Below are 26,622 nucleotides of genomic sequence, written 5' to 3'. Positions count from 1 at the left end.
TAGGAGAATACGACGATGGCGACCGGCACCGTCAAATGGTTCAACACCACCAAAGGCTACGGCTTTATTGCACCCGATGATGGCGGCAAGGACATTTTTGTCCACATTTCCGCAGTTGAGCGATCCGGCCTCACCGGCCTGGCCGACAATCAGAAAGTGACTTACGAACTGCAAGCCGGCCGGGACGGCCGCGAGTCCGCGGTTGATATCGCACTGGCCTCCTGATCCGATCTTCTGATCACGCTTGACAGCGTTCAAACAGCCCTGCCCGACGGGGCTGTTTTCACTGACGTATTGTTTTGACCAGCTGCAAGGCCGCTGGCCCCAGCGCCGCGACGTTCAGTGCAACGCCGTCGGGATTGGGATGGATGCCGTCGTCCTGCATATAGACTTGCGCCGCAGCCGGATCCCCTCCGGCCTTGGCTGCAACGCCTGCAAAGGCATCCGGGTGCAGCACTGCCCCGAATTCGGCAGCCAAACCGGGGTAGATTGCATCAAAGGCGGTTTTGTACTCTGGCCCGTAATTGCCCGGCGCCTTCATGCCAATCAGCAGGGTTTCAATTCCCAAGGTTCCGGCTTCCTGCAGGATGAGGGCCAGATTCGCCCGCGCCTGTTCCGGCGCCAAGCCGCGCAACAGGTCATTGCCGCCCAAAAGCACGATCAAACCGTCAGGGTTGTCTGACAGCGTCCACTCGGCGCGCTCCGCCCCGCCGGCGGTGGTGTCGCCGGACACACCGGCGTTCTGCAGCCGCACTTCGGCGCCATTCCCGTTCAGCCAGCGCTCCAGCTGCGGCACCAGGCCCTGGTCCTGCGGCAGCCCGTAGCCCTGCACCAGACTGTCACCCAATACAGTGATCCGCAGCGTTTCAGCCCAGGCGGAGCTTGAAAAAAGCAGCAAGCTCAACAGCGCCAGTATCTTGTGCATCGCCGCAAACACTCCATATCCGTTAGATGGACCCAACAGGCAGGCCAGATGACCGACAATAACAATCCCGCTCTGCATCTGTTAGATGCGTCTTTGACCCTGAATAGCAATACCGGCCCGGTAGAGATTCTGCACGGCATCTCGCTGGATGTGCGGCAAGGGGAGACATTGGGGCTGGTGGGGCCGTCCGGGTCGGGCAAGTCATCGCTGCTGATGCTGATGGGCGGGCTGGAGCAGGCCACCGGCGGCACAATCACAGCGCTTGGCCAGGATCTTACCGTGATGGACGAGGACGCGCTGGCGCGGTTCCGCCGCAACAACATGGGAGTGGTGTTCCAGAGCTTTCACCTGATCCCCACAATGACCGCGCTGGAGAATGTCGCCACACCGCTGGAGCTGGCGGGCGCCAAGGACGCGTTTGAGCGCGCCCAGGCGGAGCTGCAGGCGGTTGGTCTTGGCCATCGCGCCGGCCACTTCCCGGCGCAGATGTCGGGCGGCGAGCAGCAGCGGGTGGCGCTGGCCCGCGCGCTGGCGCCGCGGCCCGCGATCCTGTTGGCGGATGAGCCGACGGGCAATCTGGACGAGGCCAATGGCGCCGCGGTGATGGACCTGCTGTTCGGCCTTCGCGACCGCTCTGGCGCGACGCTGGTGATGGTCACCCATGCGCCGGAACTGGCCGCCCGCTGCGACCGGGTGATCCGGCTGCGTGACGGGCGGATCGATGAAGAGGCCGCGCGCGAGGCTGCCGAATGAATGCCGGCAGACTTCGTCTCGCCTGGAGGTTTGCCTTGCGTGAACTGCGCGGCGGCCTGAAGGGGTTTCGCATTTTTCTGGCTTGTCTGGCTTTGGGCGTCGGGGTGATTGCCGCCATCGGCTCGATCCGGGCCTCGATCGAAACCGGCCTGTCGCGTGAAGGGGCAACGATCCTGGGCGGCGATGCCGAGCTGAATTTCACCTACCGCTTTGCCAATGAAAATGAACGTGCCTGGCTGGACCGGAACGCGCTGCGCTATTCCGAGATTGCCGAGTTCCGCTCAATGGCCACGGTGGGTGAGGAACGCGGGCTGACCCAGGTGAAGGCGGTGGACGGGCTGTACCCGTTGAAGGGAGCGATGGACCTCGCGCCGAAGATGCCGCTGGAGACCGCCTTGGCCGGAGCGGAGGGCTTGCCCGGCGGGGTGATGGACCGGGTGCTGGCCGACCGGCTGGGGCTGCAGCCGGGCGATAGCTTCCGATTGGGCACCCAGGATTTCCGCCTGATGGCGGTGATTGCCTTGGAACCGGATGCCGCGGCCTCGGGTTTTGAACTGGGGCCGCGCACTATGGTGAGAACCGGGGATCTGGCGGCGTCAGGCCTGTTGGCGCCCGGCACGCTGTTTGACACCAAATACCGGATGGAGCTGCCGGCGGGCAGCGATCTGAACACACTGCAGGCCGAGGCCGAGGGTCTGTTTGAAACCACCGGCATGCGCTGGCGCGATGCCCGGAACGGGGCGCCAGGGATCGCCTCATTCGTGGAACGTCTCGGCGGGTTTCTGGTGCTGGTGGGCCTGTCCGGGCTGGCGGTGGGCGGGGTTGGCGTTTCCGCCGCCGTGCGCGCCTATCTGGCAACCAAGACCGCCACCATCGCCACCCTGCGCACGCTGGGGGCCGAGCGGCAGACAATCTTCCTGACCTACTTCCTGCAGATCGGCGCGCTGACGCTGATCGGGGTCGGCATCGGGCTGGTTCTGGGCGGGCTGGGGCCGATGCTGCTGGGGCCGCTGATTGCGGCGCAGCTGCCGTTTCCAGCAGTGTTTTCGATCTACCCGTCGGCACTGGCAGAGGCGGCACTCTATGGCGTGCTGACCGCTTTCATCTTTGCCCTGTGGCCGCTGGCCCGGGCCGAGCGCATCCGCGCGGCCTCCTTGTTCCGCGATGCCTTTACCAGCCGCACCCGGCTGCCGGCACCGCGCTACTTGCTGGCCACTGCGCTGGCGCTGGCGGCGCTGGTGGGGCTGGCGGCCTGGTTCAGCGGCTCGGCACAGCTGACGCTGTGGACCGCAGGCGGTCTGATGGGGGCGCTGATGGTACTGCTGGTTTCCGCGCTGGGGATCGGGTTCCTGGCCCGCCGCAGCACCGCTGCCTCGCGCGGGCGCCCTGCTCTTCGCTGGGCGCTGTCCTCCATCGGCAGCGCGCGGGATGGCGCAGTGCCGGCGGTGCTGGCGCTCGGGTTGGGGCTGACGGTTCTGGCCGCCATCGGCCAGATCGATGGCAACATGCGCCGGGCGATTGCCGGCAACCTGCCGGATGTGGCACCGAGCTATTTCTTTGTCGACATCCAGCGCAGCCAGATGCCCGGCTTCCTGGAGCGGGTCGGGAATGATCCGGCCGTGAACCGGGTAGAGAATGCGCCAATGCTGCGCGGGGTGCTGACCCGCATCAATGGCCAGTCCGCTGCCGAGGTTGCGGGCGATCACTGGGTGGTGCGCGGCGACCGCGGTATCACCTATGCCGCGGCCCGGCCGGAGGCAACCGAAGTGACTGCCGGCACATGGTGGCCAGCGAACTATACCGGCGACCCCCAAATCAGTTTTGCCGCGGAAGAGGCAGAAGAACTGGGGCTGTCCTTGGGCGACACGCTGACCCTGAACATCCTGGGCCGGGACATCACCGGCACCATCACCAGCTTCCGCAACGTGGATTTCTCCACTGCGGGCATGGGATTTGTGATGGTTCTGAACGAGGCCGCACTGGCCGGTGCGCCGCATAGTTTCATTGCCACCGTCTATGCCGATGAACAGGCCGAAGCCGCGATCCTGCGCGATCTGGCGCGCGAGATGCCCAACATCACTGCGATCCGGATGCGCGACGCCATTGACCGGGTCTCTGACATTCTGCGGCAGCTCGCGGCCGCCACCGCATATGGCGCTGCGGCGACACTGCTGACGGGTTTCCTGGTGCTGCTGGGGACTGCGGCTGCCGGAGAACCTGCCCGCCGTTACGAGGCCGCACTTTTGAAAACGCTGGGGGCGCCGCGCAGGCAGATCCTGCTGAGCTTTGCGCTGCGCTCCGCCCTGCTGGGAGCGGCAGCCGGGCTGGTTGCGCTGGCGGCCGGCATTGCCGGGGCCTGGGCGATCAATGCCTATGTGTTTGAGACCGGCTATGCAGTGATCTGGCCCAATGCGCTGATGGTGGTTTCAGGCGGCATTCTGACAACCCTTCTGGCCGGGCTGGTCTTTGCCATGCGCCCGCTGGCAGCAAAGCCTGCCCGCATCCTGCGCGCCAGAGAGTAACCGGACCTGCGGCGGCGGCTTCAGCGAGCGCCGCAGGACACCGGCTGCAGGATGCGCATCAGGTCGTGGTTGCCGCACAGCAGCGCTTCCAGGGTAATGGCATCCAGCGCGGTGTAAAACGCCTGCGCCGCGTCGGCCAGTGCCACCTTGAGACGGCAGGCATCGGTCAGCGGGCAGGTGTTGTCCGCGTCGGCAAAGCATTCCACCATCGGCAGGCTGCCTTCGACATCGCGGAACACATCGCCGATCCGGATCTCGACTGCGGGCTTGCCGAGGTTCATGCCGCCGTTACGGCCCCGCAGGGTTGTCAGATAGCCAAGCTGGCTCAGCTGGTTGATCACCTGCGCCAAGTGGTTTTCCGAGATGTTGCAGCATTCGGCAATCTCGGACTTGGTGACCAGGCGGTCCTCATGCGCGGCACAATACATCAGCAGCCGCACGGCAATGTTGGTCCTTTTGGTAATGCGCATGGGTCGCTCCCGCAGCTATGGTGCATCGCTTATTGCACATGGCGGGAAAAAGCGGTTTGACATACATCAATACCCGGAAACACGGCAGAAAGGCGGAGCGGATGACAGCCCCCTATTTCTTTGGCTACGGCAGCCTGGTGAACACGGCAACGCATGACTATGGCGGCGCCCGGCCTGCGCAGCTGCGCGGCTGGCGCCGCGCCTGGGTGCATACGGACCTGCGAGAGGTGGCGTTTCTGTCGGCTGTGCCTTGCCGGGACAGCGTGATTGACGGGCTGATCGCAGAGGTGCCAGAGGCAGACTGGGCTGCGCTGGACGAACGGGAATTTGCCTACGAACGGCTGCCCGCCTCAGACAGGGTTCTGCATGGGCTGGCGGGGACGCCGGAAGTATCCGTTTATGCCGTGGCACCGGGACAGCAGAAAGGTGTTACGGACAGGCATCCCATCCTGCTCAGCTATCTGGATGTGGTGCTGCAGGGCTATCTGCGGGTCTTTGGCGAGGCTGGATTGCAGGGCTTTGCCGCAACCACCGATGGTTGGGACGCCCCTGTGCTGAACGACCGGGCCGCGCCGCGCTATCCCCGGCACCAGCCGGTGACGGCGGCCGAACGCAAATTGTTTGATGAACTGATCGACAGCACAGGCGCCCGCCGGGTAGTCTCGGGGGCATGTTAGAAAAGGCGCTATTGCACCTCGGCCGGATTGCACGGCAGCTCTGGTTCAGAGTTGTACTGATTTCCCTTTTTTCCTTGCTGCTTCTGCTGCTGGCACCGCTGGCAAAACCGCTGCTGCCGAACGGTCTTAGCGAAGATTTCGGGCGTGAAGCAGTGCTGCCGGTGCTGACAATCCTTGCCTCCGGCATGCTGGCAGTCACGACATTTTCCCTTAATGTTATGGTCAGCGCCTACCGTACTGCGGCCTCGATGGCCACTCCGCGGGTTTACCGGCTGCTGCTGGAAGACACCATCACCCACCGGGTTCTGGCCACGTTTGTGGGCGGGTTCATCTATTCGCTGAGTGCAGTGATCCTGTTCCGGGCGCGGTATTATACGCCTGAGGGCGCGCTGGTGGTCTTCGGGCTGACAATCATCGTGGTGATCCTGATTGTTGGCGCCATCGTGCGCTGGATTGATCACTTGTCCAGCCTTGGCAGCATGGACCATACCCTGCGGCTGATTGAGGACCGCACCCGCGCCAGCCTGCGCGCCCGGATAAAGAAGCCCTGTCTGGGCGGGGTATGCGCGCTGGAAGCTTCCAAACCCGATGACGCAGTGGATATTCCCGCCGCCAAAAGCGGCTTTGTACGCTTTGCCGGGCTCGCCCAGCTGGATGAGCTGGCCGCCGAAGCCAAGGTGCAGATCACCCTGGCGCGGGCACCGGGCGAGTACATTCTACGCGGCCAGCCGGTGGCCTGGGCCACCTCCGGGGACAACAAGTTCAGCAAGGCGGCCTCTGCCGCGATCGACATAGGCGATGTGCGCAGCTTTGATCAGGACCCGTCCTTTGGCCTGTCGCTGCTGGCCGAAACCGCGCAAAAGGCGCTGTCACCCGGTGTCAATGATCCCGGAACAGCGGTTGAGGTCATGGGCCGGCTGGAACGGCTGCTGTGGGAAAACACACCTGCGGATGGGGTCAGTGACGCCCGCGAGGCCACCTATCCCAATGTCAACGTGCCGCCAGTGACAGCGCCGCAGTTGCTGGCTTGCGCCTTTCCGCCGATTGCCCGCTGCGGCAGCGATGCCCCTTCGGTGATGCGCTGGATGGAGAAATCCCTTATTGCGCTTGGCGAACATCCCAATCCTGACATGGCAGAGGCCGCCAAGGACATGCGCCGGGAGCTGCAGGATGGCCGCTGGGATTGAACGTCCCGCATCCGGCGGAAGCGTCCCAAAACACAAGGGCGGTGCTTCGCAGCACCGCCCTGTTCCACTTTCAGAAGCAACCGGTCAGCCGCGGGCGCGCACTGTTTCCATCAGCGCCAGCAGCGCCGACATGTCGGGGCCGCGCTCCATACCGGTTACGGCCTTGCGCAGCGGCATAAACAGGCCTTTGCCCTTGCGGCCCGTCGCCTCTTTCACGGCAGCGGTCCACTTGCCCCAGCTTTCGCTGTCGTAGGGGCCTTCCGGCAGCAACGCCATCGCCTCGGCGATGAAATCCTTGTCCTCATCCGCCACCAGCGGCGCGGCACCATCGCGGCACAGCTCCCACCAGCCGCCCAGATCCTTGAGCGTGGTGATGTTTTCCTTGGCCATGTCCCAGAACGCCGCCTGTTTCGCGGCAGGCACACCCAGCGCGTCCACTTCTGCCTGTACCGCGTCCAGCGGCAGCGACTGCAGGTGGCGGGCGGTCAGCGGATAGAGATCCTCAACATCAAACTTGGTCGGCGCGGCGCCGAAGCGATTGATATCGAAGCCGTCGATCAGTTCCGCCAGTTCGCTGCGCAGCTCGACCGGGTCGGAGGAGCCCAGGCGGGCCATCAAAGACAGCAGGGCCATCGGCTGCACACCCGCTTCGCGCAGGTCGCGCAGGGCAAGCGTGCCAAGGCGTTTGGACAGAGCCTCGCCCTGGGGGCCTGTCAGCAGCGAGTGGTGCGCGAACGACGGCACCGTGCTGCCCAGCGCTTCGATGATCTGGATCTGGGTCGCGGTGTTGGTCACATGGTCGGAGCCGCGCACCACATGGGTCACGCCCATCTCGGTGTCATCCACCACCGAGGCCAGCGTATAGAGAAACTGCCCGTCGCCGCGGATCAGCACCGGGTCGGAGACCGAGGCCGCGTCGGTGGAGATATCGCCCAGGATGCCGTCGGCCCATTCGATACGCTGATGGTCCAGCTTGAAGCGCCAGACGCCATCGCCGCGCTCGGCGCGCAGATTGGCCTTCTCGTCGTCCGAAAGCGCCAGCGCGGCGCGGTCATAGACCGGCGGCTTGCCCATGTTCAGCTGCTTCTTGCGCTTCAGGTCCAGCTCGACCGGAGACTCGAATGCCTCGTAAAAGCGGCCGATCCCGCGCAGCTTATCCGCCGCGGCAACATAGCGGTCGAGCCGTTCCGACTGGCGCTCCACCTTGTCCCAGGTCAGGCCCAGCCATTCCAGGTCTTGCTTGATGGCATCGACATAGTCTTCCTTCGACCGCTCCGGGTCGGTGTCGTCGATGCGCAGAATGAAGGTGCCGCCGGCCTTGCGGGCGATCAGGTAGTTCATCAGCGCGGTGCGCAGGTTGCCCACATGGATGTAACCGGTGGGCGACGGGGCAAAACGGGTGGTGGTCATCACGGTTCTCCTGTTGCCCTGCCCCTTGTCACATGGGCCGCGGTTTGTCCAGTTTCAGCAAAGTTAACGCAGCCGTGGCGCCTGCCTCCGGCAGGAGTATTTTCAGAAAGATGAAAGCCCCGGTTCGTCAAGCAGGCTGCACCGGCCAGATCGCATCCAGATCCTTCAGTCCCGCCAGGATCAATTCGGCCAAAACGTCCAGATCGATATCGGCGAGCTTGTTCACATAAAGGCAGCTTTTGCCCAGCTTGTGCTTGCCGAGGCGGGAGAGGATGGCACCGTAGTCCTGATAACCCGGCATGATGTAGATCGAATGGCGCGCCTTGCGGGGGGAGAAGCCGGTGGCGAGAAAGCCGCCTTCGCGGCCGGTAACATAGCAGTAGTGGTAGCGCCCATAGCCAATGATCGTGGGCCCCCACATCTGTGGCTCATAGCCCGTAACCTCGCGGAACAGGGTGTCCAGCTGCTGTGCCTCATCTGCTTTGCGTTCCGGCTCAACACCGGCAAGAAATTGCGCAACGCTGGCCCCGGTGGGGACGGTCTTGTTCTGGTTCATGGCGGGCACGCCTCCTGCCGGATCCTACCCCGCATTCCAATCCTGTTCCTAGCCCCCACTCGCCGCTTTGTGGCGGCAGGCGATCAGCTGATGCCGCGCAAGCCCTGCCTGGTCAGTATCCGGTCTGAGGCCCGTACCGTGTCCCGTCGGAAAACCGCGACAGGCGGAAGGGTCTCGGATCCACCACCGGGTTGTCGCCGGTGACCAGATCGGCGGTCAGTCTGCCCGCAGCGGGGCCGATGCCGAAGCCATGGCCCGAGAATCCGGTGGCGATGAACAGTCCCGGCAGCCCGTCGGCCTGCGAGATCACCGGGATCGCATCCGGGGTTGCGTCGATCAGCCCGCCCCAGCTTTGCACCACATCGGCGCCTTTCAGCACGGGAAAGGCCTTTTGCGCTGCCGCCCAGCCGCTTTTCAGCGCCTTTTGCGACGGCGCAGGGTCCAGCACCCGGCACAACTCAAACGGGGTGGTCTGGTTCGGCTGCCAGCGGCGGCCCTGGGCCGCCTCCTCGCGCCAGCGGTCTGACAGGCGGAACTGCAGCGCCCGCCATTCCTGCCGGTAGCTGGGCAGAAATTTCCAGCCCAGGCGAAAGCTGTCCGGAACGATATCGACGATGTTTTCATGGGCATCCGCCACCGTGTAACCGCCGTCGGCGCGTTTGCGCAGGCCCAGATTGGCACTGCGGATGGCGGTGTCTGGCCCGCCCTGCACAGGTGACGTGCGCAGGACAGAGTTCAGAACTTTCAGCTGCGGCAGATTCACACCTGCGTTGCCCAGGAACAGCCGCGACCAGGCCCCGCCCGCCACGACTACAGCGGAGCAGGCAACCCGGCCGCGCTCGGTCATCACGCCACTGATGCGGCCGGCCGCGGTCTCGACGCTGCGAACTGCGCATTCGGTCATTACCTTGGCGCCTGCCGCCTGTGCGGCACGGGCAATGGCGTGCGTCGCCATCTGCGGTTCAGCCCGTCCGTCCATCGGCGTCAGCAGCCCGCTGCGGGTTTTGGACTGGTGGCCCGGCATCAGCTGCTCCAACTGCTGGCCGCGGACCATCCGGGCGCCCTGCCCCAAACCATCGAGATTGCGCAGCCAGCGTTCCAGCTGCGCCTCGCGCCTGGCGGTTTCCGCGGTATAGAGAATGCCGGAGCGGATGAATCCGGTCTCCCGTCCGGTGCGTTCCGCCAGCCCATCCCACAGCCGCAAAGCCTCGGTCATCAGCGGGATTTCCCGCGGGTCGCGGCAGGACATCCGCACCCATCCCCAGTTGCGCGAGCTTTGCTCCCCGGCGATCTGCCCCTTTTCGCACAGCAGCACCGAACAGCCGCGTTCGGCCAGCTCCAGCGCAGTTGCCGCGCCAATGATGCCACCGCCGGTCACCACGGCTTCAACGGCCTTGGGCAAGGCCAGATCGGATTGGAAATGGGGCAGTCTGGGTCCGGGCATAACTGCATCTATGCCCGTTGCGGAATCGGCGGTCCAGCGTCCAGGCGACGTATCCTGCGCCGCTTTCCGTCATTGTGATTTTTCCGCCGCATATCAGAGCGTTACCGCTGCGTCACCGGTCCCGGAAAGCAACTGCGCAAGCATGGAAATGCCTGCGGCTTCAATGAGTTAACGCCAGCTTTCAGGACGGGTCGCGCCAGCGGTTCACAATCGGGTAGCGGCGGTCCAGCCAGAACGCGTGCGGCGTCAGCCGGGCGCCGGGCGCGGACTGGAAGCGCTTGTATTCGCTGATATAAACCAGATGCTCGATCCGCTTGGCCACGTCCCGGCTGTATCCGGCCGCAACACAATCAGCGATTGAACCATCCCTATCGACGAGGATTTCCAGGATTGCGTCCAGCTCCGGGTAGTCCGGCAAGCTGTCGCTGTCCTTCTGATCCTCGCGCAGCTCAGCACTGGGCGGCTTGTCGATCACATTGGGGCGGATGACCTCCCCCGCCGGGCCCTTCATCCAGGGGCGGTGGTTGGCGTTGCGCCAGCGGCAGGTCTCAAACACACGGGTCTTGTAGAGATCCTTGATTGGGTTGTAGCCGCCGTTCATGTCGCCATAGATGGTGGCATAGCCCACCGCGACTTCGGATTTATTGCCGGTGGTCAGCAGCATTTCCCCGAACTTGTTGGACATCGCCATCAGCAAGAGCCCGCGCAGCCGGGACTGGATATTTTCTTCGGTGAGGCCCGGCTCCATACCTGCAAAAAGCGGCGCCAGTGTGTTGGTGATGGCGGCCCGGCCCTCGGAAATCGGCACATAGTCGTAGTGCACGCCCAGCGCCTTGGCGACGGCCTCGGCATCTTCCAGCGACTCCTCTGACGTGTATTCGGACGGGAGCATCACGCAACGGACGTTTTCCGCCCCCAGCGCATCCACCGCAATCGCCGCGACAATGGCCGAGTCAACACCGCCGGACAGCCCCAGCAGCACCTTCTTGAAGCCGGTCTTGCCCATGTAGTCGCGCAGGGACTCGACCATCACCCGGTAGTCCTGCTCCCACGCGTCCGGCAGATGCGCCTTTTCGCCCTCGACCGCGTGCCAGCCCTCGTCGGTGCGTTCCAGGCGGAGATGGGCATAGGCCTCGTCGAACACCGGCATCTGCAGCACCAGGGCGCCGCCGGGGTTCAGCACAAAGGAGCCGCCGTCGAACACCTGGTCATCCTGGCCGCCCACCATGTTGAGGTAGATCACCGGCAGATGGGTTTCGACCGCGCGCGCCACCATGTGGTTGAAGCGCACTTCCATCTTGTTGCGGAAATAGGGCGAACCGTTGGGGATCAGCAGGAACTCGGCACCGGTCTCGGCCAGGGTTTCGGCCACGTCCTCATGCCAGCCGTCTTCGCAGATGGGGGAGCCGATGCGGGTATTGCCGACAGCATAGGGACCGCCCAGCGGGCCTTCGTTGAAGATGCGGACCTCATCAAAGACGGTTTCGTTCGGCAGGTGGTGCTTGAGGCTGCGCGAGGCGATCTTGCCGCCCTTCAGGATCAGATAGGCGTTGTAAAGCCTGCCGCCTTCGATCCAGGGGCCGCCGACCGCCAGCGCCGGCCCGTCGGCGCAGTCGGCGGCCAGTTTTTCGACCTCTGCGATGGCCGCCGAGTGAAACGCCGGTTTCATCACCAGGTCCTGGGTATTGTAGCCAGTGATGAACATTTCCGGCAGCGCCACCAGATCGGCGCCGGCCTTGCGGCCCTCCTCCCAGGCGGCCCTGGCCTTGGCGGCATTGCCCGCCAGGTCGCCCACCGTGGGGTTCAGCTGCGCCAGTGTCACGCGGAAACGGTCTGCCATGCTGCTTTGGCCCTTTGCAAAACTCACTGAGAGCCATTTACCAGATTGAACGCCAAGTAAAAGAGCAAGGCGCGGAAGGCGGGTAAAAGACATTGCGGCCCCGCCTGCGGTAGCTTAGTTTCCCGGCGAGCAACCCAATATGGCAGCAGCACCGTAATTTCTGGGCAGGCAGAGGTTTCAATGACCCGTTTCGGCACCGCATTCGCGCTTTCCACACTTCTGGCACTGGCCGCACCGGCGCTGGCCCAGGAGGGTGACGTCATTACCACTCAGGACGAAATCGGCGGGGTCTACGAGGGCACCTTCCGGAACGGGCTGCAACATGGCACCGGCACCTACAAACTGCCCAACGGATATGAGTACACCGGCGACTGGGTTGATGGCGAGGTCCGTGGCCATGGCATCGCGCGGTTCCCCGACGGCTCGGTCTATGAGGGCGAATTTGCGCAAGGCAAGCCGCATGGGCTGGGTAAACTCACCCGCGCCGACGGCAGCACCTATGAGGGCGGCTGGCAGAAAGGGCAAATTCACGGCGACGGCACCTCGGTCTATGCCAGCGGCGTGCGTTATCAAGGCAGTTTTGCTGAAGGCGAACGCCACGGCAAAGGTGTGATGTCCTCGCCTGACGGATATATTTATGACGGTGATTGGGTTGCGGGACGCCAGCAGGGACAAGCCAAGATCACCTATGCCGAGGGCACTGTCTATGAAGGCGCCGTGGCTGATGGCCAATTGCAGGGTCAAGGCAAGCTGGAGACCTCGGACGGGCTGGTCTACGAGGGCGAATGGGCCGCCAGCCAGATGCACGGCACCGGCAAACTGATGCAGCCCAATGGTGACATCTATGAGGGTGAGCTGCAAAAAGGCCGCCGTCATGGCACCGGCACGCAGAGATATGCCAACGGCGACACTTATACCGGCGGCTTCCAGAACGATCAGCGCCACGGCACCGGCACTTTCACCGAAAAGGACGGCTACAGCTATACCGGTGAATGGGTAAAGGGGCAGATCGAAGGCAAAGGCAAGGCGGTCTATCCTGACGGGTCAGTCTATGAAGGGGATTTCCGCGATGATCTGGCCGAGGGTCAGGGAAAGATTACCTATCCCGACGGCTCCACCTATCAAGGCGCCTGGGTGGCCGGCGTGATTGAAGGCACCGGCACTGCCACCTACCCCAATGGCATCACCTACACCGGTGAATTCCAGAATGCCAAAAACCATGGCCAAGGGGTTATGACCTATGCCGACGGCTATCGGTATGAGGGCGGCTGGCAGGACGGGCAGCGCCACGGCGAGGCCAAGGTGACCTATGCCGATGGCTCGGTCTATACCGGTGCGTTTGCGGACAGCCAGCGGCACGGTCAGGGCAAGATCGTCATGCCCGACGGCTTCTCTTACGAAGGAGAATGGCGCGAAGGCAAGATTTTCGGTGACGGCGTGGCGACTTATGCCAATGGCGACATTTACGAGGGCAGCTTTGTCAACGGCAAGCGCCAGGGGCCGGGCACGATGAAATATGCCAGCGGCCAGCAGGCGGAAGGCACCTGGGAAAACGGTGCATTGGTCAGCAAAAACGGCGGGTAAGGCGGAAATGGATCGGGGCGCTGTGCAGCGCCCCTCCTTTTTTCCGGTCAGCCGATGCGGATGCGGCTGAGATGATCCGGCATCGCCACGCCTTCCAGATTGGCGGGATCGGGCTGCGGCGGCTTCAGTTCCATTGCCATCGGCACCACGCCCGCCCAGATCGGCAGCGCATAATCTTCCCCGTCATCCTTGGGCGGGCCGCTGCGGATCTTGGCGGCGCCTTCCTCAATCGGCATCCGCAGCAGGGCCGTTGCCTTCAGCTCCTGACGGGTCATGGGGCGCAGCGCGTCCCAGCGGCCAGGGAAGATGTGGTCCACCATGGACTTCAGGCTGGCAGCCTTGGCGTCTTCATCCGTCACCTTCTCAGCCGTTCCGAACAGCATTGCGGAACGGAAATTGACCGAATGATGAAAGGCTGACCGCGCCAGCACATAGCCATCCATGCAGGTGACGTTCAGGCAGACCTCCGCCCCTTCCATCGCCCGGACCGCGCGGCTGGCTGCGGAGCCGTGCCAATAGACGTGATCGCCCTCGCGCCATTGCAGAGTCGGCAGCACGGATGTGGCCCCATCGAGCTGATAACCGATATGGGCAAGCGGCATGGCGTCGAGCACCTGATAGACAGCGCCGCGGTCATAAAGGCCGCGCTCGTGCGCGCGCCGCAGGCGGCTGCGTTCGGATTTCAGGGCGTTTTCCGGTTCGGACTGGCTCATAGGCTGACCTCTTGTTCCTGATTGTCTTTCCAGGACAGCTATGCGCAAACTGGACTACAATTAACGTCCAGTTTCAGACAAAAAGAACAGTCCACTATGATTGACCTCTCCGGCATGGTGTCAGCGAACAACGCTGAGCCGCTATACCTGCAAATCGTCACGGCGCTGCGCCGCCGGATCAGCGATGGCAGCCTGGGTATCGGCACCCGCCTGCCCTCGTCCCGGGCGCTGGCGCAGGATCTGGGTGTGGCACGGTCCACTGTGGTGACGGCCTATGACCAATTGGTGGCCGAGGGGTTCGCCGGAACCCGGCGCGGCGCGGGGATCTTTGTCTGCGATGTGGCGCCGATCCGCCCGCCGGCGGCTTCATCCCGGCCTCTGCCCGCCGTGACAGCGCCAGCCCCGGGAATGCTACTGCCCGGCGCACCGGACCCGGAGGTGTTTCCGGCCCGCCCCTGGGCGCGCTGTGTTTCACGTGTGGCAAGGATGGATCCGCTGAGCCTCAGCCATCAGGCAGATGCCTTTGGCGATCCCGAACTGCGCCGCGAGATCGCTGCATACGCGGCCCGCTGGCGGGGGATCGAATGCAGCGCCGGGCAGGTTTTGGTCACCAGCGGCGCCCGCGAAGCGCTGGAGCTGACGATGGATTTCCTGGTTGGCGGCGAGGACATCGCACTGGAGGCGCCCGGGTTCACCCCGACCCAGCGGTTTGCCCTGGCGCGCAGGTGGGACGTGCGCTGGCTGCGCGCGGGCGCGCGCGGGGCGGAGATTCCAAGGCAGATGGCCAAGGTCACGCTGCTGACCCCGTCGCATCAGTTCCCCCTTGGCGGCACCCTGCCTGTTCCGCAACGGCAAGCCTTTTTGCAAGCGGCCAAGGACCGGGGCGGCTGGATCATCGAAGATGATTTCGACAGCGAGTTCCGCTATGCCGGGCAGCCGGTCCCTGCCATGGCCGCGCTCGACCGGGAGGGCCGCTGCATCTATGTGGGCACGTTCTCCAAGACATTTTCCCACGCATTGCGGCTGGGATATGCGATCCTGCCGCCCGCGCTGGTGCCGCCGTTCCGCACCCTGTTCATCCACCCAAGTGCAGGCGCGGCCATCACCGCGCAGCGGCCTTTGGCGGATTTCATGGCCTCAGGACAATATGACCGCCACATCCGCCGCGCACGCAGGCTGTATGCGGAACGCTATGCTGCGGCCGCAGATGCCTTGGAGGCATGGCCGGATTGGCTGGGAGTTTTCCAGCGCCACAATGCCGGGATGCAGATTGCCTTTCATCTGGCCGGCGAACGCGGTGACACCCGGATCTGCCGCCGCGCGGGTGACGCCGGGTATGCCGTCAGGCCCCTGTCCCCGCATGATCCGGCCAAGCAGTCCCAAGGGCTGCTTATCGGATTTTGCCAAGCCCCCCCGGATGCGCTGCCCGGCCAGATCGCCGGGCTGCGGCGGATCGTGGAGCAAAGCTGAAATTCTCTGCCTATGGGCTTTTCATTTGCAATTGCCTCTGTATAAATCCTTTGCATGACCATTTGCGCAGATATCCCCCTTGCCGCCGCCGCGTCCCGCGGTGCCGCTCTGCGCGCCCTACTGATCCTAGCCCGCCTCTGAGCGGGCCCTTCCGGCGCGCCCGCTCAGAGGATTGCCGCACGCGCGCCATCGAAGGCTTATGATGCCCCAAAGGGCCTAGGACAGAGACAAGAGATACCAGCATGACCAACACTTCCCCGATTACCGGCCCGAACTCCGGCGACAAATCCCGTGTCGTGATTTTCGACACCACCCTGCGCGACGGCGAACAAAGCCCCGGCGCCACCATGACCCATGACGAGAAGCTGGAGATTGCCGGGCTTCTGGATGATATGGGAGTGGACATCATCGAGGCCGGCTTCCCGATTGCCTCGGAAGGCGACTTCCGCGCGGTGTCCGAAATTGCCGAACGCTCGAAAAATTCCGTGATCTGCGGCCTGGCCCGCGCCAGCTTCAAGGATATTGACCGCTGCGCCGAAGCCGTGCGCAAGGCCGCGCAGCCGCGCATCCATACCTTCATCGGCACCTCGGCGCTGCATCGCGCCATCCCGAACCTGACCATGGACGAGATGGCCGACAAGATCCACGAAACGGTCACCCATGCCCGCAATCTGGTGGACAACGTGCAGTGGTCGCCGATGGATGCGACCCGGACCGAATGGGATTATCTGTGCCGGGTGATTGAGATCGCCATCAAGGCCGGCGCCACCACCATCAATATCCCCGACACCGTGGGTTACACCGCGCCGATGGAAAGCGCCGACCTGATCAAGCGCCTGATCGAGACCGTGCCGGGCGCGGACGAGGTAGTCTTTGCCACCCATTGCCACAATGACCTTGGCATGGCGACCGCCAACGCGCTGGCGGCAGTTGCCGGCGGTGCGCGGCAGATCGAATGCACCATCAACGGCCTTGGCGAACGCGCCGGCAACACCGCACTGGAAGAGGTGGTGATGGCGCTGAAGACGCGCAATGACATCATGCCCTGGCACACTGGTATCGACACCACCAAGATCATGCATATCTCGCGCCGCGTTTCGACCGTGTCCGGCTTTGTGGTGCAGCCGAACAAGGCCATTGTCGGTAAAAACGCCTTTGCCCACGAAAGCGGTATCCACCAGGACGGGATGCTGAAGAACCGCGAAAACTTTGAAATCATGCGGCCCGAGGACGTGGGCCTCTCCGGCACCTCCCTGCCGCTTGGCAAACATTCCGGCCGCGCCGCGCTGCGCGACAAGCTGGAGCACCTTGGATATGAAGTCGGTGACAACCAGCTGAAGGATGTTTTTGTCCGTTTCAAAGAACTGGCCGACCGCAAGAAAGAGGTATTTGACGACGACCTCATTGCGCTGATGCGCACCGGTGCGGACGCCGAGAACGACTACCTGAAAGTGGTTTCGATGAAAGTGGTCTGCGGCACCGGCGGCCCGGCGGAAGCCACCCTTGAGATGGAGATAGACGGCAAGGACGTGACCGAGACCGCCGAGGGCGACGGTCCGGTTGATGCGACCTTCAAGGCGATCCGCATGATCTATCCGAACACCGCCCGGCTGCAGCTGTACCAGGTGCACGCGGTGACCGAAGGCACCGACGCGCAGGCGACGGTCTCGGTGCGGCTGGAGGAAGACGGCATCATCGCCACCGGCGAAAGCGCCAACACCGATACGGTGGTGGCTTCGGCCAAGGCCTATGTGAACGCGCTGAACCGCCTGATCGTGCGCCGCGGCCGGGTTGGCGAAGGCGCCGATACACGCGAGATTTCCTATAAAGACCTGGCGTGATCCGCAGCCGGTCAGACACAACAGACAAAGGGCGCCCTCTGCGGCGCCCTTTGTTGTTCAAAGCGATACCTCTTGCCGGGCTTTGGCAAGGCGCGGCCAGCAGCTGACTGGCGTTCAGACCGCATGGGCTGCTTCAAAATGCCGGAAGCCATTCTCATAGGCCGGGATTATCTCCAAGGTTTCAAAATACCCTTCCGCGATCAGCGGAGAATCCCGCAGCTGCTCCATCGCGAAGTAATAGGCCGTGGCATCATCCGCCTCGATCATGGCCACGTCGCTGATCCGGCCGTGAAAGGCCTCGGCATCAAAATGGCGCAGGGTCAGCCCGTCACGGGTGAAGGGTTCCAGAGCCGCGTCGGCGATACGGCCGCGTTCGGCGCGGTCGAGGCGCAGCCAGGAGGGCGCCGCACGCAGCAGCAGAAATACAGTGAGTTTCATGGGGTCGGCCTGTGCTGTGTTGTCTGAGCCCCAAGAATGTGAATGATTGCTCGCATACGCAACTCGCATTCCCGCAAGGAGCCGCCCACCCATGCACGCGCCCAGAAAACAAGCCGCTCAGCCCCGGTCCCGCGCCACTCAGGCGGCAATCGTGGAGGCGGCTGCTCGCATTCTGGAAACCAGCGGCAGCGCCGGGCTGACCACCAATGCAATCGCCGCCCGTGCCGGGGTCAGTATCGGTTCGCTCTATCAGTACTTCCCCAATAAGGAGGCGGTGCTGGCGGCGCTGCTGCGGACCAAGCGGGCAGAGCTGCTGTCCTGGATGCGTGCAGCTGTATCCGCAAACCAGGAGGCCCCGCCTGAAAAGGCCCTGCAGGCGCTGCTGGATGCCGGGATGCGGCACCAGGTTGAGCGGCCGCGCCTGGCTCTTGAAGCTGAATATGCCGGGCAGCAGCTGCACTTGGCGGAGGAAACCGCGGCGCTGGCAGATGAGATGGCGCAGCTTATTCTGGAGACTGTGCGGCGCCTGCAGCCCGCCGCTGGTCTGCAAGAGGCCCGCGACGTGGTCGCCATTGCCAAAGGCATCATCAACGCAGCTGCCCTCAGCAGCGAGGCCGGCGGGCCGGGCTTGGCCGCCCGGGTGAGGCGGGCGGTGCGCGGTTACTTGCGGGAAATCCCTTCGAACAGCGCCGACAGCCGGGCGGCCTCGTCTTCGATGCCATAGGGGGCGTTGACCACAAACATGCCGCTGCCAATCATCCGGTGCCCGTCACGGACCGGCGGAAAGGAGACCTCGTGGCGCAACGCGCCAGGCAGGCCCTGCGCCTCCAGCGCCGTCAGCATCTGTGTATGGGCGCCGTCCTTGAGGATCGGATACCACAAAGCGATGATTCCCACATTCCACTTCTTGTGCAGCTGGCCGATGATGCCGGGAATACGGGCATAGTCGGTTTTAATTTCGTAACTGGGATCAATCAGAATAAGGCCGCGGCGGGGGGTTGGCGGCGCCAGTGACATGGCCAGCTCAAACCCGTCCTGCTGATGCACCTTGGCCTTCCAGGGTCTCAGTGCGGCGCGCAGGGCTGCGTTTTCCTGCGGGTGCAGCTCGGCAAAATGCAGCGCGTCGCCCGGACGCAGCAAAGAGGCGGCGACCAGCGGCGAGCCTGGATAGGCCGCGCCGCCATGCTGATTGCGGGTTTCCGTCAGGGCGTGGTGCAGCGGGTGATCCGCTGCCAGGCCATGGTCCGCCAGAACCCGTGTGATGCCCTGTTCCGCTTCGCCGGTCTTGACCGCCTCTGCTGCGTCCAGCTGATAGAGCCCCCGGCCGGCATGAGTCTCGATATAGCTGAGCGGTTTGTCCTTGCGGGTGAGGTAGGCCAGCGTCCAGGCAAGCAGCGCGTGCTTCTGAACGTCAGCCAGGTTCCCGGCGTGGTATATGTGCTGATAGGAGAGCATAGGCCCCCTCTAGCGGCAATTCCCGCAGGGCGGAAGGGGCTGCGGCCGCAGGATAAACGGAATCTCAACCTCGGCACGGCAGACTGCAGCCAGTCGAGATACCGCAGAATGCAGGTTCCTATGCCCCTCAGAACGAGCGCCGTTGCCCTCTTCCTTACATTTCTGGCTATGCTGCTGTGCGCAGCGGCAGCGGTCAGCGCGCAAGGCTATTCGCTGGTCGGCAACCAGTTCTTCCTGCACAAAGCCTCTGCTCCGCAACCGGGGTCCGCGGCGGGCCCGGCACCGCAGGCAATCGCCAGCCTGCTGCCCGATACCCTGCCCGGCGCAAACACCGGCCGGGGTGCGGTGTCGCTTGACCCCGGCGCCGCCAGCCTGTTCCGCGGCCGCAGCAGCGGCAGCCTGTTTGCTCCGGCCCTCAGAACGCCGCCAAGCGTAAGCCAACTGCTGTCTCTGATCGCCAGCGCAGAAGCAGGCAAGGCGAATTATGATGCCGTGCAGCTTGGCGCCAAACGAAAGCCGCCGAAGAAACCTACCCAGATGACTGTTGCCGAGATCAACGCCTGGATCAATGCAACACCAGGACAGCCCCATGCCATCGGGCGCTACCAGCTGATCCCCGCAACATTCCGGCGGCTGGTCAAGCATCAGGGCGTGAAGCCGCAGGCGCGGTTCTCGCCCGAGTTGCAGGACCGCCTGGCGCATCAGCTGATCGAAGAAGCCGGTTACAGCGCATTCCTGAAGGCAGAAATGCCGCGCAAGACCTTCATGCTGAACCTGGCCAAGATCTGGGCCGGGCTGCCGACGTCCAACGGAAAGTCGTATTATGAGGGCTATGCCGGCAACAGCGCCAGCCTGACCTGGTCGCATTTTGATACTGAAATGAAGCGGATTTTCTCCAGCTGACCTGGACCCGCTGCTGCCGGCCCAGGCAAGGCCCTGCGCCAGTCCCGGCCTTGCCGCCTTGACAAAGCCGGTATTGACACCCTGGACTTGGCGGAAAGGCGCTGTTTCACCATAATACGCCCTTTCGCGGCCCTGCACTGCCGCTTATAAGGTTGGTGCAGGCGGCTCCTCCGGGAGTCGTCCAAGGTATTATGGCAGCACTCACAGGATCCCTTCTATATGGCGTTTTTTGGAAACTTGGGCGGTCTGTTCACTTCGGACATGGCCATCGATCTCGGCACTGCCAATACGCTGGTTTATGTAAAGGGCCGCGGCGTGATCCTGTCCGAGCCTTCAGTGGTGGCCTACCACGTCAAGGATGGCGTCAAAAAGGTGCTGGCGGTGGGCGAAGACGCCAAGCTGATGCTGGGCCGCACCCCCGGCTCGATCGAGGCGATCCGGCCGATGCGCGAAGGTGTGATTGCCGACTTCGACACCGCCGAGGAAATGATCAAGCATTTCATCCGCAAGGTGCATAAGCGCTCGACCTTTTCGAAGCCCAAGATCATTGTCTGCGTGCCGCATGGCGCCACCCCTGTTGAAAAGCGTGCGATCCGCCAGTCTGTGCTGTCCGCAGGCGCCCGCCGCGCCGGGTTGATTGCCGAGCCGATTGCTGCGGCCATCGGTGCCGGCATGCCGATCACCGACCCGACCGGCAACATGGTTGTCGACATCGGCGGCGGCACCACCGAAGTGGCGGTGCTGTCACTGGGCGATATCGTTTATGCCCGTTCGGTCCGCGTTGGCGGCGACCGTATGGATGAGGCGATCATTTCCTACCTGCGGCGCCAGCAGAACCTGCTGGTGGGCGAGGCCACGGCGGAACGCATCAAGACCTCCATTGGCACCGCCCGGATGCCGGACGACGGCCGTGGCCAGTCCATGCAGATCCGCGGCCGCGACCTGCTGAATGGCGTGCCGAAGGAAATCGAAATCTCTCAGGCGCAGGTGGCCGAAGCCCTGGCCGAGCCTGTCCAGCAAATCTGCGAAGCAGTGATGACCGCGCTGGAGACCACGCCGCCGGATCTGGCCGCCGACATCGTCGACCGCGGCGTGATGCTGACCGGCGGCGGCGCGCTGCTGGGGGATCTGGATCTGGCCCTGCGCGAACAGACCGGACTGGCCGTGTCGATTGCGGATGAAAGCCTCAACTGCGTGGCACTGGGCACCGGCAAGGCGCTGGAATACGAAAAGCAGCTGGCCCACGCCATCGACTACGACAGCTAACAGCCCCTGCCCGCCAAAACGGCACCGGCTGACTGCGGGCCGAAGGGGCGGCTGGAAGGAGAGACGTGGCAAAAGGCAGGTCACAGCGCGACGATTATACAACCCCGCTGCGGCGTCTGCTGACAGCGGTGCTGTGCCTGTGCCTGGCTGCAGTTTTTATTGTCTGGCGGATCGACAGCCCGCGGGTGGAGCGTTTCCGCGCCCAGGTGGCGGACCAGGTGGTCCCCAGCATGGATTGGGCCATGGTGCCAGTCACCGCCGCCATTAACCTGGTGCGCGATTTCCAAAGCTATCAGCGGCTTGCCGAGCAGAACCGCGAGCTGCGCAGCGAGCTGCGCCAGATGCGGGCCTGGAAAGAGGCGGCGCTGCAGCTGGAGCAGGAAAATGCCCGGCTGCTGGACTTCAACAATGTGCGGCTGGACCCGCAGCTGACCTATATCACCGGGGTTGTGATGGCCGACAGCGGTTCGCCCTTCCGGCAGTCGGTGCTGCTGAATGTTGGCAGCCGCGACGGGGTGCATGACGGCTGGGCCGCGATGGACGGGATCGGGCTGGTGGGCCGGATTTCCGGCACTGGGCGCGACACAGCGCGTGTTATTCTGCTGACCGACGCTGCCAGCGCTGTCCCAGCCGCCATTCAGCCCTCCGGCCAGACCGCGCTGGTCACCGGCGACAACAGCGCCGCGCCAGTCCTGAGTTTTCTGGAAAACCCCGATCTCGTTCGGCCCGGCGACCGGGTGATCTCCTCCGGCGACGGCGCGGTGTTTCCCGCAGGCCTGCTGATCGGCCAGGTGGCCAAAGACCGCTCGGGCCGGATGCGGGTGCGGCTGTCCGCCGATTACAGCCGGCTGGAGTTTCTGCGGGTGCTGCGCCACCACGGAACCGAGGTGATCCAGGATCCCGGCGGGCTGGTCGGTGCAGCTCCGGGTGATCCGGTTCCGCAGCCGCGGCCTGAAGGACTGGGAGACGGCAGCGCTGAAGGCACGGCTGAGGCGGGCAATGGCTAATACTTCGGCTGCCCGGATCTGGACCATGCGCCTGACCTTTCCGGCGCTGGCGCTGCTGATCATGTTTTTTCACCTGCTGCCGCTGAACACCGAGCCGCGGTTTTGGGCGCCGCCGGATTTCCTGCTGCTGCTGGCCATGACCTGGTCGCTGCGGCGGCCCGACTTTGTGCCCGCGCTGTCGATTGCCCTGGTCATGCTGCTTTCGGATTTTCTGTTCCAGCGCCCGCCCGGATTGCTGGCGCTGCTGGCGGTGCTGGCCTGCGAATACCTGAAAGGGCGCGCGGCCCCGCAACGTGAAAGCACATTTGCCAGCGAGTGGCTGGCGGCTGGCGTTATCCTGACCGGGGTTTTTACATTGAACCGGCTGGTTCTTGTGGTGTTTGGCGTGGAACAGGCGCCGCTTAGCCTGACCGTGATCCAGATTGTGATGACCATCCTCGCCTATCCGCTGGCAGTTTGGTGCAGCCAGACTATTCTGGGCGTCCGTAAACTCTCCCCGTCCGAAGCCGAAACCCTGATGAGCCGCCGATGAAACGCAACTCCAAGGATCTGGACGTCTCGCACGGCAAGATGACCCGGCGCGCGCTGCTGCTTGGCGGGCTGCAGCTGGCCTTTGCAGGCGGGCTGGCGGCAAGAATGCGTTTTCTGCAAGTGGATCAAGCGGATGAGTTCCGCCTGCTGGCTGAGGAAAACCGGATCAACATCCGCCTGCTGCCGCCTGCCCGCGGGCAGATCTTCGACCGCAACGGGCTGATCATCGCGCAGAACTCCCCCTCCTACCGGATTACCGTGGTGCCCGAGGATGCCGGCGACGTGGAAGCGGTGATTGACAAGCTGTCGAGCCTGCTGCCGCTGGATCCCGAAGACCTGGAGCGCGCCCGCACCGAGATGCGCCGGTCGCCGCCGTTCCTGCCGATCACCCTGGCCGACCGGATCGGCTGGGAGGATATCTCCAAGGTGGCAGTGAACGCCCCGGCCCTGCCAGGTGTAACGCCGGAGGTCGGCCTGACCCGGGTCTATCCGCAGCTTGGCGATTTTGCCCATGTGGTGGGCTACGTCGGGCCGGTCTCGGATTATGACCTGAGCAAAATGGAAGACCCCGAGCCGGTGCTTCTGATCCCGCGCTTCCAGATCGGCAAGGTGGGATTCGAGGCCAAGCGCGAGGACGTGCTGCGCGGCAAGGCCGGTGCCAAACGGGTGGAAGTGAACGCCACCGGCCGGGTGATGCGTGAACTGGACCGGCGCGAGGGCATATCCGGTGCAGACATGCAGCTGACCACTGACGCGGAGCTGCAAAACTACGTACAGGCCCGGCTGGGCCGGGAAAGCGCGGCAGCGGTGGTGATCGATTGCGAAGACGGCGATATCCGCGCGATCTGCTCTTCCCCCAGTTTCGACCCCAATCTGTTCGTGCGCGGCATTTCGGTGGCCGATTACCGGATGCTGACCGAAGACGAATACCGCCCGCTCTCCAACAAGACCGTGCAGGGCACCTACCCGCCTGGCTCTACCTTCAAGATGATCACCGCGCTGGCGGCGCTGGAACAGGGTGTGATCGGACCGGAGGAAACCGTCTGGTGCCCCGGCCATCTGAAAGTTGCCGGCCGCCGCTTCCATTGCTGGAAACGGGCAGGCCACGGGCATGTGGACCTCAATACTTCACTGAAACGGTCCTGCGATGTTTATTACTATGACGTGGCAATCAAGACCGGGATCGACAACATCTCTGCCATGGCCAACAAATTCGGGCTGGGCATCAGGCACGACCTGCCGATGTCGGCTGTGGCACAGGGGATCACGCCGACCAAGGAATGGAAAGCCCGCTCTTACGGCAAGGACTGGCTGATCGGCGACACCGCGAACTCCTCGATCGGCCAGGGCTTTACGCTCGCCTCGCCGTTGCAGCTGGCGGTGATGACCGCACGGATCGCCACCGGGCGCAGCGTGACGCCGCGGCTGCTGAAGTCGCTTGACGGGGTGGAACTGCCCAGCGGCGCGGGCGCCCCCCTGGATGTCAGCGAAAACAACCTGCGCATGGTGCGGCGCGGCATGTATTCGGTCAGCAACGACCGCCGGGGCACCGGCTACCGCTCCCGCATCATCGCTGACAACATACGGATGGCCGGCAAGAGCGGCACCAGCCAGGTGCGTAACATCACCGCCGCCGAACGGGCCGCAGGGGTGATCCGCAACGAGGATCTGCCCTGGGACCGGCGCGACCATGCTCTATTTGTCTGTTTTGCCCCCTATGATAACCCGAAATATGCTGTGGCCGTGGTGGTCGAGCATGGCGGCGGCGGCTCCAAAGTGGCGGCGCCGATTGCCCGCGACGTGCTGCTGCAAGCGCTCTACGACGGCACACCGCCGCTGGAAGCCTACCCCAAAGGTGACCGCAGCCGCATCAAGGCACAGCAGGAGCGGCTGGAACGCGAGCGTGTCAAGCGCCCCCTGGGCAGCCGGAGCAGCAAGGCATGAGCTATCTTGAATATAACGCCAAATCGACACCCTCCGGCCTGGGTAAGATCCTGTATCTGAATTGGGGGCTGACGCTGCTGCTGATCACGGTGTCCAGCGTCGGCTTTCTGATGCTTTATTCGGTGGCGGGCGGCTCCTTCAGCCCCTGGGTGGAACCGCAGGTCAAACGTTTTGCCCTCGGTCTCGGCGTCATGTTTGTGGTGGCGATGATCCCGATCTGGTTCTGGCGCAACGTGTCGGTGCTGGCCTATCTGGGGTCGCTGGCACTGCTGGTCGCGGTGGAACTGTTCGGCACCGTCGGCATGGGTGCACAGCGCTGGATCGATATCGGCTTCATGCGGCTGCAGCCGTCCGAGGTGACCAAGATCGCCTTGGTGATGCTGCTGGCGGCCTACTACGATTGGCTGCCGCCTGATAAAACCTCGCGCCCCTTGTGGGTGCTGCTGCCGGTGGTTCTGATCCTGCTTCCGACGGCACTGGTGCTGAAGCAGCCAGACCTCGGCACCTCGATCCTCTTGTTGGCGGCAGGCGGCGGGGTGATGTTCCTGGCCGGTGTCCATTGGGCCTATTTCGCCGCCGTGATTGCTGCAGGCGCCGGGCTGGTCAGCGCAGTCTTCCAAAGCCGCGGCACCGAATGGCAGCTTCTGAAAGACTATCAGTTCCGCCGAATCGACACATTTATGGACCCCTCGCAGGACCCGCTGGGTGCAGGCTACCACATCACCCAATCCAAGATCGCGCTTGGCTCCGGCGGCTGGTCCGGGCGCGGTTTCATGCAGGGTACGCAGTCGCGGCTGAACTTTCTGCCCGAGAAGCACACCGACTTCATCTTTACCACCCTGGCAGAGGAGTTCGGTTTTATCGGCGGTGTGACCCTATTGTCCATTTACATGCTGATCATCCTGTTCTGCATCGCTTCGGCGATTGCCGCCAAGGACCGGTTCTCGTCGCTGGTGATCATGGGCATCGCCATCACTTTCTTTCTGTTTTTTGCCGTTAACATGTCGATGGTGATGGGGCTGGCACCAGTGGTCGGCGTGCCGCTGCCGATGGTCTCTTACGGCGGCTCGGCGATGCTGGTGCTGCTTGGGGCTTTCGGCATTGTGCAAAGCGCCCACATCCACCGGCCGCGGCAATCCTCTCGCTAGATATTGACGGAGTTCCTATGACTGCAAATGTTCTGTACGCCGGCCGCGAGGACGCTTGGCCTGCCTATGAAGCGCTGTTGAAGGCAGAACTTTCCCGGTTGGGTACCAATGCCGATCTGCGCACCGAATTTGCACCGGAAGACGTGGATTATATCGTTTTTGCTCCCAGCGGACCGGTCAGCGACTTTGCCCCATTTACCCGGTTGAAAGCGGTGCTGAGCCTGTGGGCGGGCGTTGAAAAGATCGTGCCCGTTGTGCCTGCAGGCGTGCCGCTCACGCGGATGGTGGATAGCGGCCTGGCGCAGGGGATGACCGAATGGGTGGTTGGGCACACGCTGCGCTATCACTTGGGGATGGATGCCCATATCCGCGGCCAGAACGGCATTTGGGAGCCTCAGGCGCCGCCGCTGGCAAAGGAACGCCGGGTGACGGTGCTTGGCCTGGGCGCCCTCGGCGTCGCGTGTGCCCAAGCGCTGGCCGCCCTGGGATTTCAGGTGTCCGGCTGGAGCCGGTCGCAAAAGGAGGTCGAAGCCATCAC

The 26,622-nt window shown here is 63.9% G+C and carries 25 protein-coding genes; 16 read left to right on the top strand and 9 right to left on the bottom strand.

All coding sequences use genetic code 11. The features are described 5' to 3' along the window. Positions 1 to 15 precede the first annotated feature (15 nt). Positions 16 to 225: a cold-shock protein gene (locus VOI29_RS07380; RefSeq protein WP_024088679.1), complete on the top strand. Its 210-nt coding sequence runs from the start codon at positions 16 to 18 to the stop codon at positions 223 to 225. A 58-nt stretch (positions 226 to 283) separates the two neighbouring features. Here VOI29_RS07380 and VOI29_RS07375 read toward each other — a convergent pair whose 3' ends face one another. Further along, positions 284 to 925, bottom strand: coding sequence for an arylesterase (locus VOI29_RS07375; protein WP_323777240.1), 642 nt, complete (start codon positions 923 to 925; stop codon positions 284 to 286). A gap of 48 nt (positions 926 to 973) precedes the next feature. Between VOI29_RS07375 and VOI29_RS07370 the strand changes: the two genes are divergently transcribed. Beyond that, entirely contained in the window at positions 974 to 1,678 is a 705-nt protein-coding gene (locus VOI29_RS07370; RefSeq protein ID WP_323777238.1) for an ABC transporter ATP-binding protein, read from the top strand. Further along, on the top strand, positions 1,675 to 4,200 hold the full coding sequence (locus VOI29_RS07365) for an ABC transporter permease (RefSeq protein WP_323777236.1): 2,526 nt from the start codon (positions 1,675 to 1,677) through the stop codon (positions 4,198 to 4,200). Before VOI29_RS07370 ends, VOI29_RS07365 begins: the two co-directional genes overlap by 4 nt. Positions 4,201 to 4,220: 20 nt before the next feature. On the opposite strand, the gene VOI29_RS07360 is transcribed toward VOI29_RS07365, so the two are convergent. Next, the gene (locus VOI29_RS07360; RefSeq protein WP_323777234.1) at positions 4,221 to 4,670 is read right to left on the bottom strand and encodes an Rrf2 family transcriptional regulator; all 450 of its coding nucleotides are present in this window, start codon (positions 4,668 to 4,670) and stop codon (positions 4,221 to 4,223) included. A gap of 101 nt (positions 4,671 to 4,771) precedes the next feature. Here VOI29_RS07360 and VOI29_RS07355 point away from each other — a divergent pair, with 101 nt between their 5' ends. Both VOI29_RS07355 and VOI29_RS07350 read left to right on the top strand, forming a co-directional pair. Then, complete coding sequence (locus tag VOI29_RS07355) at positions 4,772 to 5,347, top strand: gamma-glutamylcyclotransferase family protein (RefSeq protein ID WP_323777232.1); 576 nt, start codon at positions 4,772 to 4,774, stop codon at positions 5,345 to 5,347. Then, on the top strand, positions 5,341 to 6,534 hold the full coding sequence (locus tag VOI29_RS07350) for a DUF2254 domain-containing protein (protein WP_323777231.1): 1,194 nt from the start codon (positions 5,341 to 5,343) through the stop codon (positions 6,532 to 6,534). Before VOI29_RS07355 ends, VOI29_RS07350 begins: the two co-directional genes overlap by 7 nt. A gap of 84 nt (positions 6,535 to 6,618) precedes the next feature. On the opposite strand, the gene gltX is transcribed toward VOI29_RS07350, so the two are convergent. The 4 genes from gltX to VOI29_RS07330 all read right to left on the bottom strand — a co-directional run bounded on the left by gltX (position 6,619) and on the right by VOI29_RS07330 (position 11,784). Then, on the bottom strand, positions 6,619 to 7,944 hold the full coding sequence (gene gltX, locus VOI29_RS07345; RefSeq protein ID WP_323777229.1) for a glutamate--tRNA ligase: 1,326 nt from the start codon (positions 7,942 to 7,944) through the stop codon (positions 6,619 to 6,621). A 127-nt stretch (positions 7,945 to 8,071) separates the two neighbouring features. Continuing rightward, positions 8,072 to 8,500 carry a DUF1801 domain-containing protein gene (locus VOI29_RS07340; protein ID WP_323777227.1) on the bottom strand — a complete coding sequence of 143 codons (429 nt, stop codon included), beginning with the start codon at positions 8,498 to 8,500 and terminating at the stop codon, positions 8,072 to 8,074. Between the two features lie 112 nt (positions 8,501 to 8,612). After that, the gene (locus tag VOI29_RS07335) at positions 8,613 to 9,944 is read right to left on the bottom strand and encodes an FAD-binding oxidoreductase (protein ID WP_323777225.1); all 1,332 of its coding nucleotides are present in this window, start codon (positions 9,942 to 9,944) and stop codon (positions 8,613 to 8,615) included. A gap of 181 nt (positions 9,945 to 10,125) precedes the next feature. Further along, the gene (locus tag VOI29_RS07330) at positions 10,126 to 11,784 is read right to left on the bottom strand and encodes an NAD+ synthase (protein WP_323777224.1); all 1,659 of its coding nucleotides are present in this window, start codon (positions 11,782 to 11,784) and stop codon (positions 10,126 to 10,128) included. Between the two features lie 180 nt (positions 11,785 to 11,964). Between VOI29_RS07330 and VOI29_RS07325 the strand changes: the two genes are divergently transcribed. Beyond that, entirely contained in the window at positions 11,965 to 13,368 is a 1,404-nt protein-coding gene (locus VOI29_RS07325) for a 2-isopropylmalate synthase (RefSeq protein WP_323777222.1), read from the top strand. Between the two features lie 47 nt (positions 13,369 to 13,415). Here VOI29_RS07325 and VOI29_RS07320 read toward each other — a convergent pair whose 3' ends face one another. Continuing rightward, on the bottom strand, positions 13,416 to 14,081 hold the full coding sequence (locus VOI29_RS07320) for a pyridoxamine 5'-phosphate oxidase family protein (RefSeq protein ID WP_323777220.1): 666 nt from the start codon (positions 14,079 to 14,081) through the stop codon (positions 13,416 to 13,418). Positions 14,082 to 14,177: 96 nt separating this feature from the next. Here VOI29_RS07320 and VOI29_RS07315 point away from each other — a divergent pair, with 96 nt between their 5' ends. Continuing rightward, a complete protein-coding gene (locus VOI29_RS07315; protein ID WP_323777219.1) occupies positions 14,178 to 15,551 on the top strand; it encodes a PLP-dependent aminotransferase family protein in 1,374 nt (457 codons plus the stop codon). Between the two features lie 242 nt (positions 15,552 to 15,793). Further along, entirely contained in the window at positions 15,794 to 17,392 is a 1,599-nt protein-coding gene (locus tag VOI29_RS07310; RefSeq protein ID WP_323777217.1) for a 2-isopropylmalate synthase, read from the top strand. Between the two features lie 114 nt (positions 17,393 to 17,506). Here VOI29_RS07310 and VOI29_RS07305 read toward each other — a convergent pair whose 3' ends face one another. Next, a complete protein-coding gene (locus VOI29_RS07305) occupies positions 17,507 to 17,830 on the bottom strand; it encodes a darcynin family protein (RefSeq protein ID WP_323777215.1) in 324 nt (107 codons plus the stop codon). Between the two features lie 91 nt (positions 17,831 to 17,921). On the opposite strand from VOI29_RS07305, the gene VOI29_RS07300 reads away from it, so the two are divergent. Continuing rightward, complete coding sequence (locus VOI29_RS07300; RefSeq protein WP_323777213.1) at positions 17,922 to 18,554, top strand: TetR/AcrR family transcriptional regulator; 633 nt, start codon at positions 17,922 to 17,924, stop codon at positions 18,552 to 18,554. On the opposite strand, the gene VOI29_RS07295 is transcribed toward VOI29_RS07300, so the two are convergent. Continuing rightward, entirely contained in the window at positions 18,491 to 19,285 is a 795-nt protein-coding gene (locus tag VOI29_RS07295; protein WP_323777211.1) for a 23S rRNA (adenine(2030)-N(6))-methyltransferase RlmJ, read from the bottom strand. The genes VOI29_RS07300 and VOI29_RS07295 overlap by 64 nt on opposite strands. 120 nt (positions 19,286 to 19,405) lie before the next feature. Here VOI29_RS07295 and VOI29_RS07290 point away from each other — a divergent pair, with 120 nt between their 5' ends. From VOI29_RS07290 to VOI29_RS07260, 7 genes are all read left to right on the top strand, one after another. Next, positions 19,406 to 20,188: a hypothetical protein gene (locus tag VOI29_RS07290; RefSeq protein ID WP_323777209.1), complete on the top strand. Its 783-nt coding sequence runs from the start codon at positions 19,406 to 19,408 to the stop codon at positions 20,186 to 20,188. A gap of 219 nt (positions 20,189 to 20,407) precedes the next feature. Then, positions 20,408 to 21,454, top strand: a complete 1,047-nt coding sequence (locus tag VOI29_RS07285) for a rod shape-determining protein (protein WP_024088661.1) — start codon at positions 20,408 to 20,410, stop codon at positions 21,452 to 21,454. A gap of 65 nt (positions 21,455 to 21,519) precedes the next feature. Then, a complete protein-coding gene (gene mreC / locus VOI29_RS07280; RefSeq protein ID WP_323777207.1) occupies positions 21,520 to 22,461 on the top strand; it encodes a rod shape-determining protein MreC in 942 nt (313 codons plus the stop codon). Continuing rightward, positions 22,454 to 22,993 carry a rod shape-determining protein MreD gene (locus tag VOI29_RS07275; protein WP_323777205.1) on the top strand — a complete coding sequence of 180 codons (540 nt, stop codon included), beginning with the start codon at positions 22,454 to 22,456 and terminating at the stop codon, positions 22,991 to 22,993. Before mreC ends, VOI29_RS07275 begins: the two co-directional genes overlap by 8 nt. Further along, positions 22,990 to 24,936: a penicillin-binding protein 2 gene (mrdA, locus tag VOI29_RS07270; RefSeq protein ID WP_323777204.1), complete on the top strand. Its 1,947-nt coding sequence runs from the start codon at positions 22,990 to 22,992 to the stop codon at positions 24,934 to 24,936. Before VOI29_RS07275 ends, mrdA begins: the two co-directional genes overlap by 4 nt. Then, a complete protein-coding gene (gene rodA, locus VOI29_RS07265; RefSeq protein WP_323777203.1) occupies positions 24,933 to 26,084 on the top strand; it encodes a rod shape-determining protein RodA in 1,152 nt (383 codons plus the stop codon). Before mrdA ends, rodA begins: the two co-directional genes overlap by 4 nt. Positions 26,085 to 26,101: 17 nt before the next feature. Continuing rightward, positions 26,102 to 26,622 (top strand): NAD(P)-dependent oxidoreductase (locus VOI29_RS07260; protein ID WP_416361493.1); only part of this gene is annotated, 521 nt, incomplete at its 3' end.

The organism is Leisingera sp. (assembly GCF_034669605.1).
In the GTDB taxonomy this organism is placed as follows: Bacteria; Pseudomonadota; Alphaproteobacteria; order Rhodobacterales; family Rhodobacteraceae; genus Leisingera.
The sequence above is the reverse complement of the archived record's forward strand: the minus strand, read 5'-3'. Positions and strand labels throughout refer to the sequence as shown.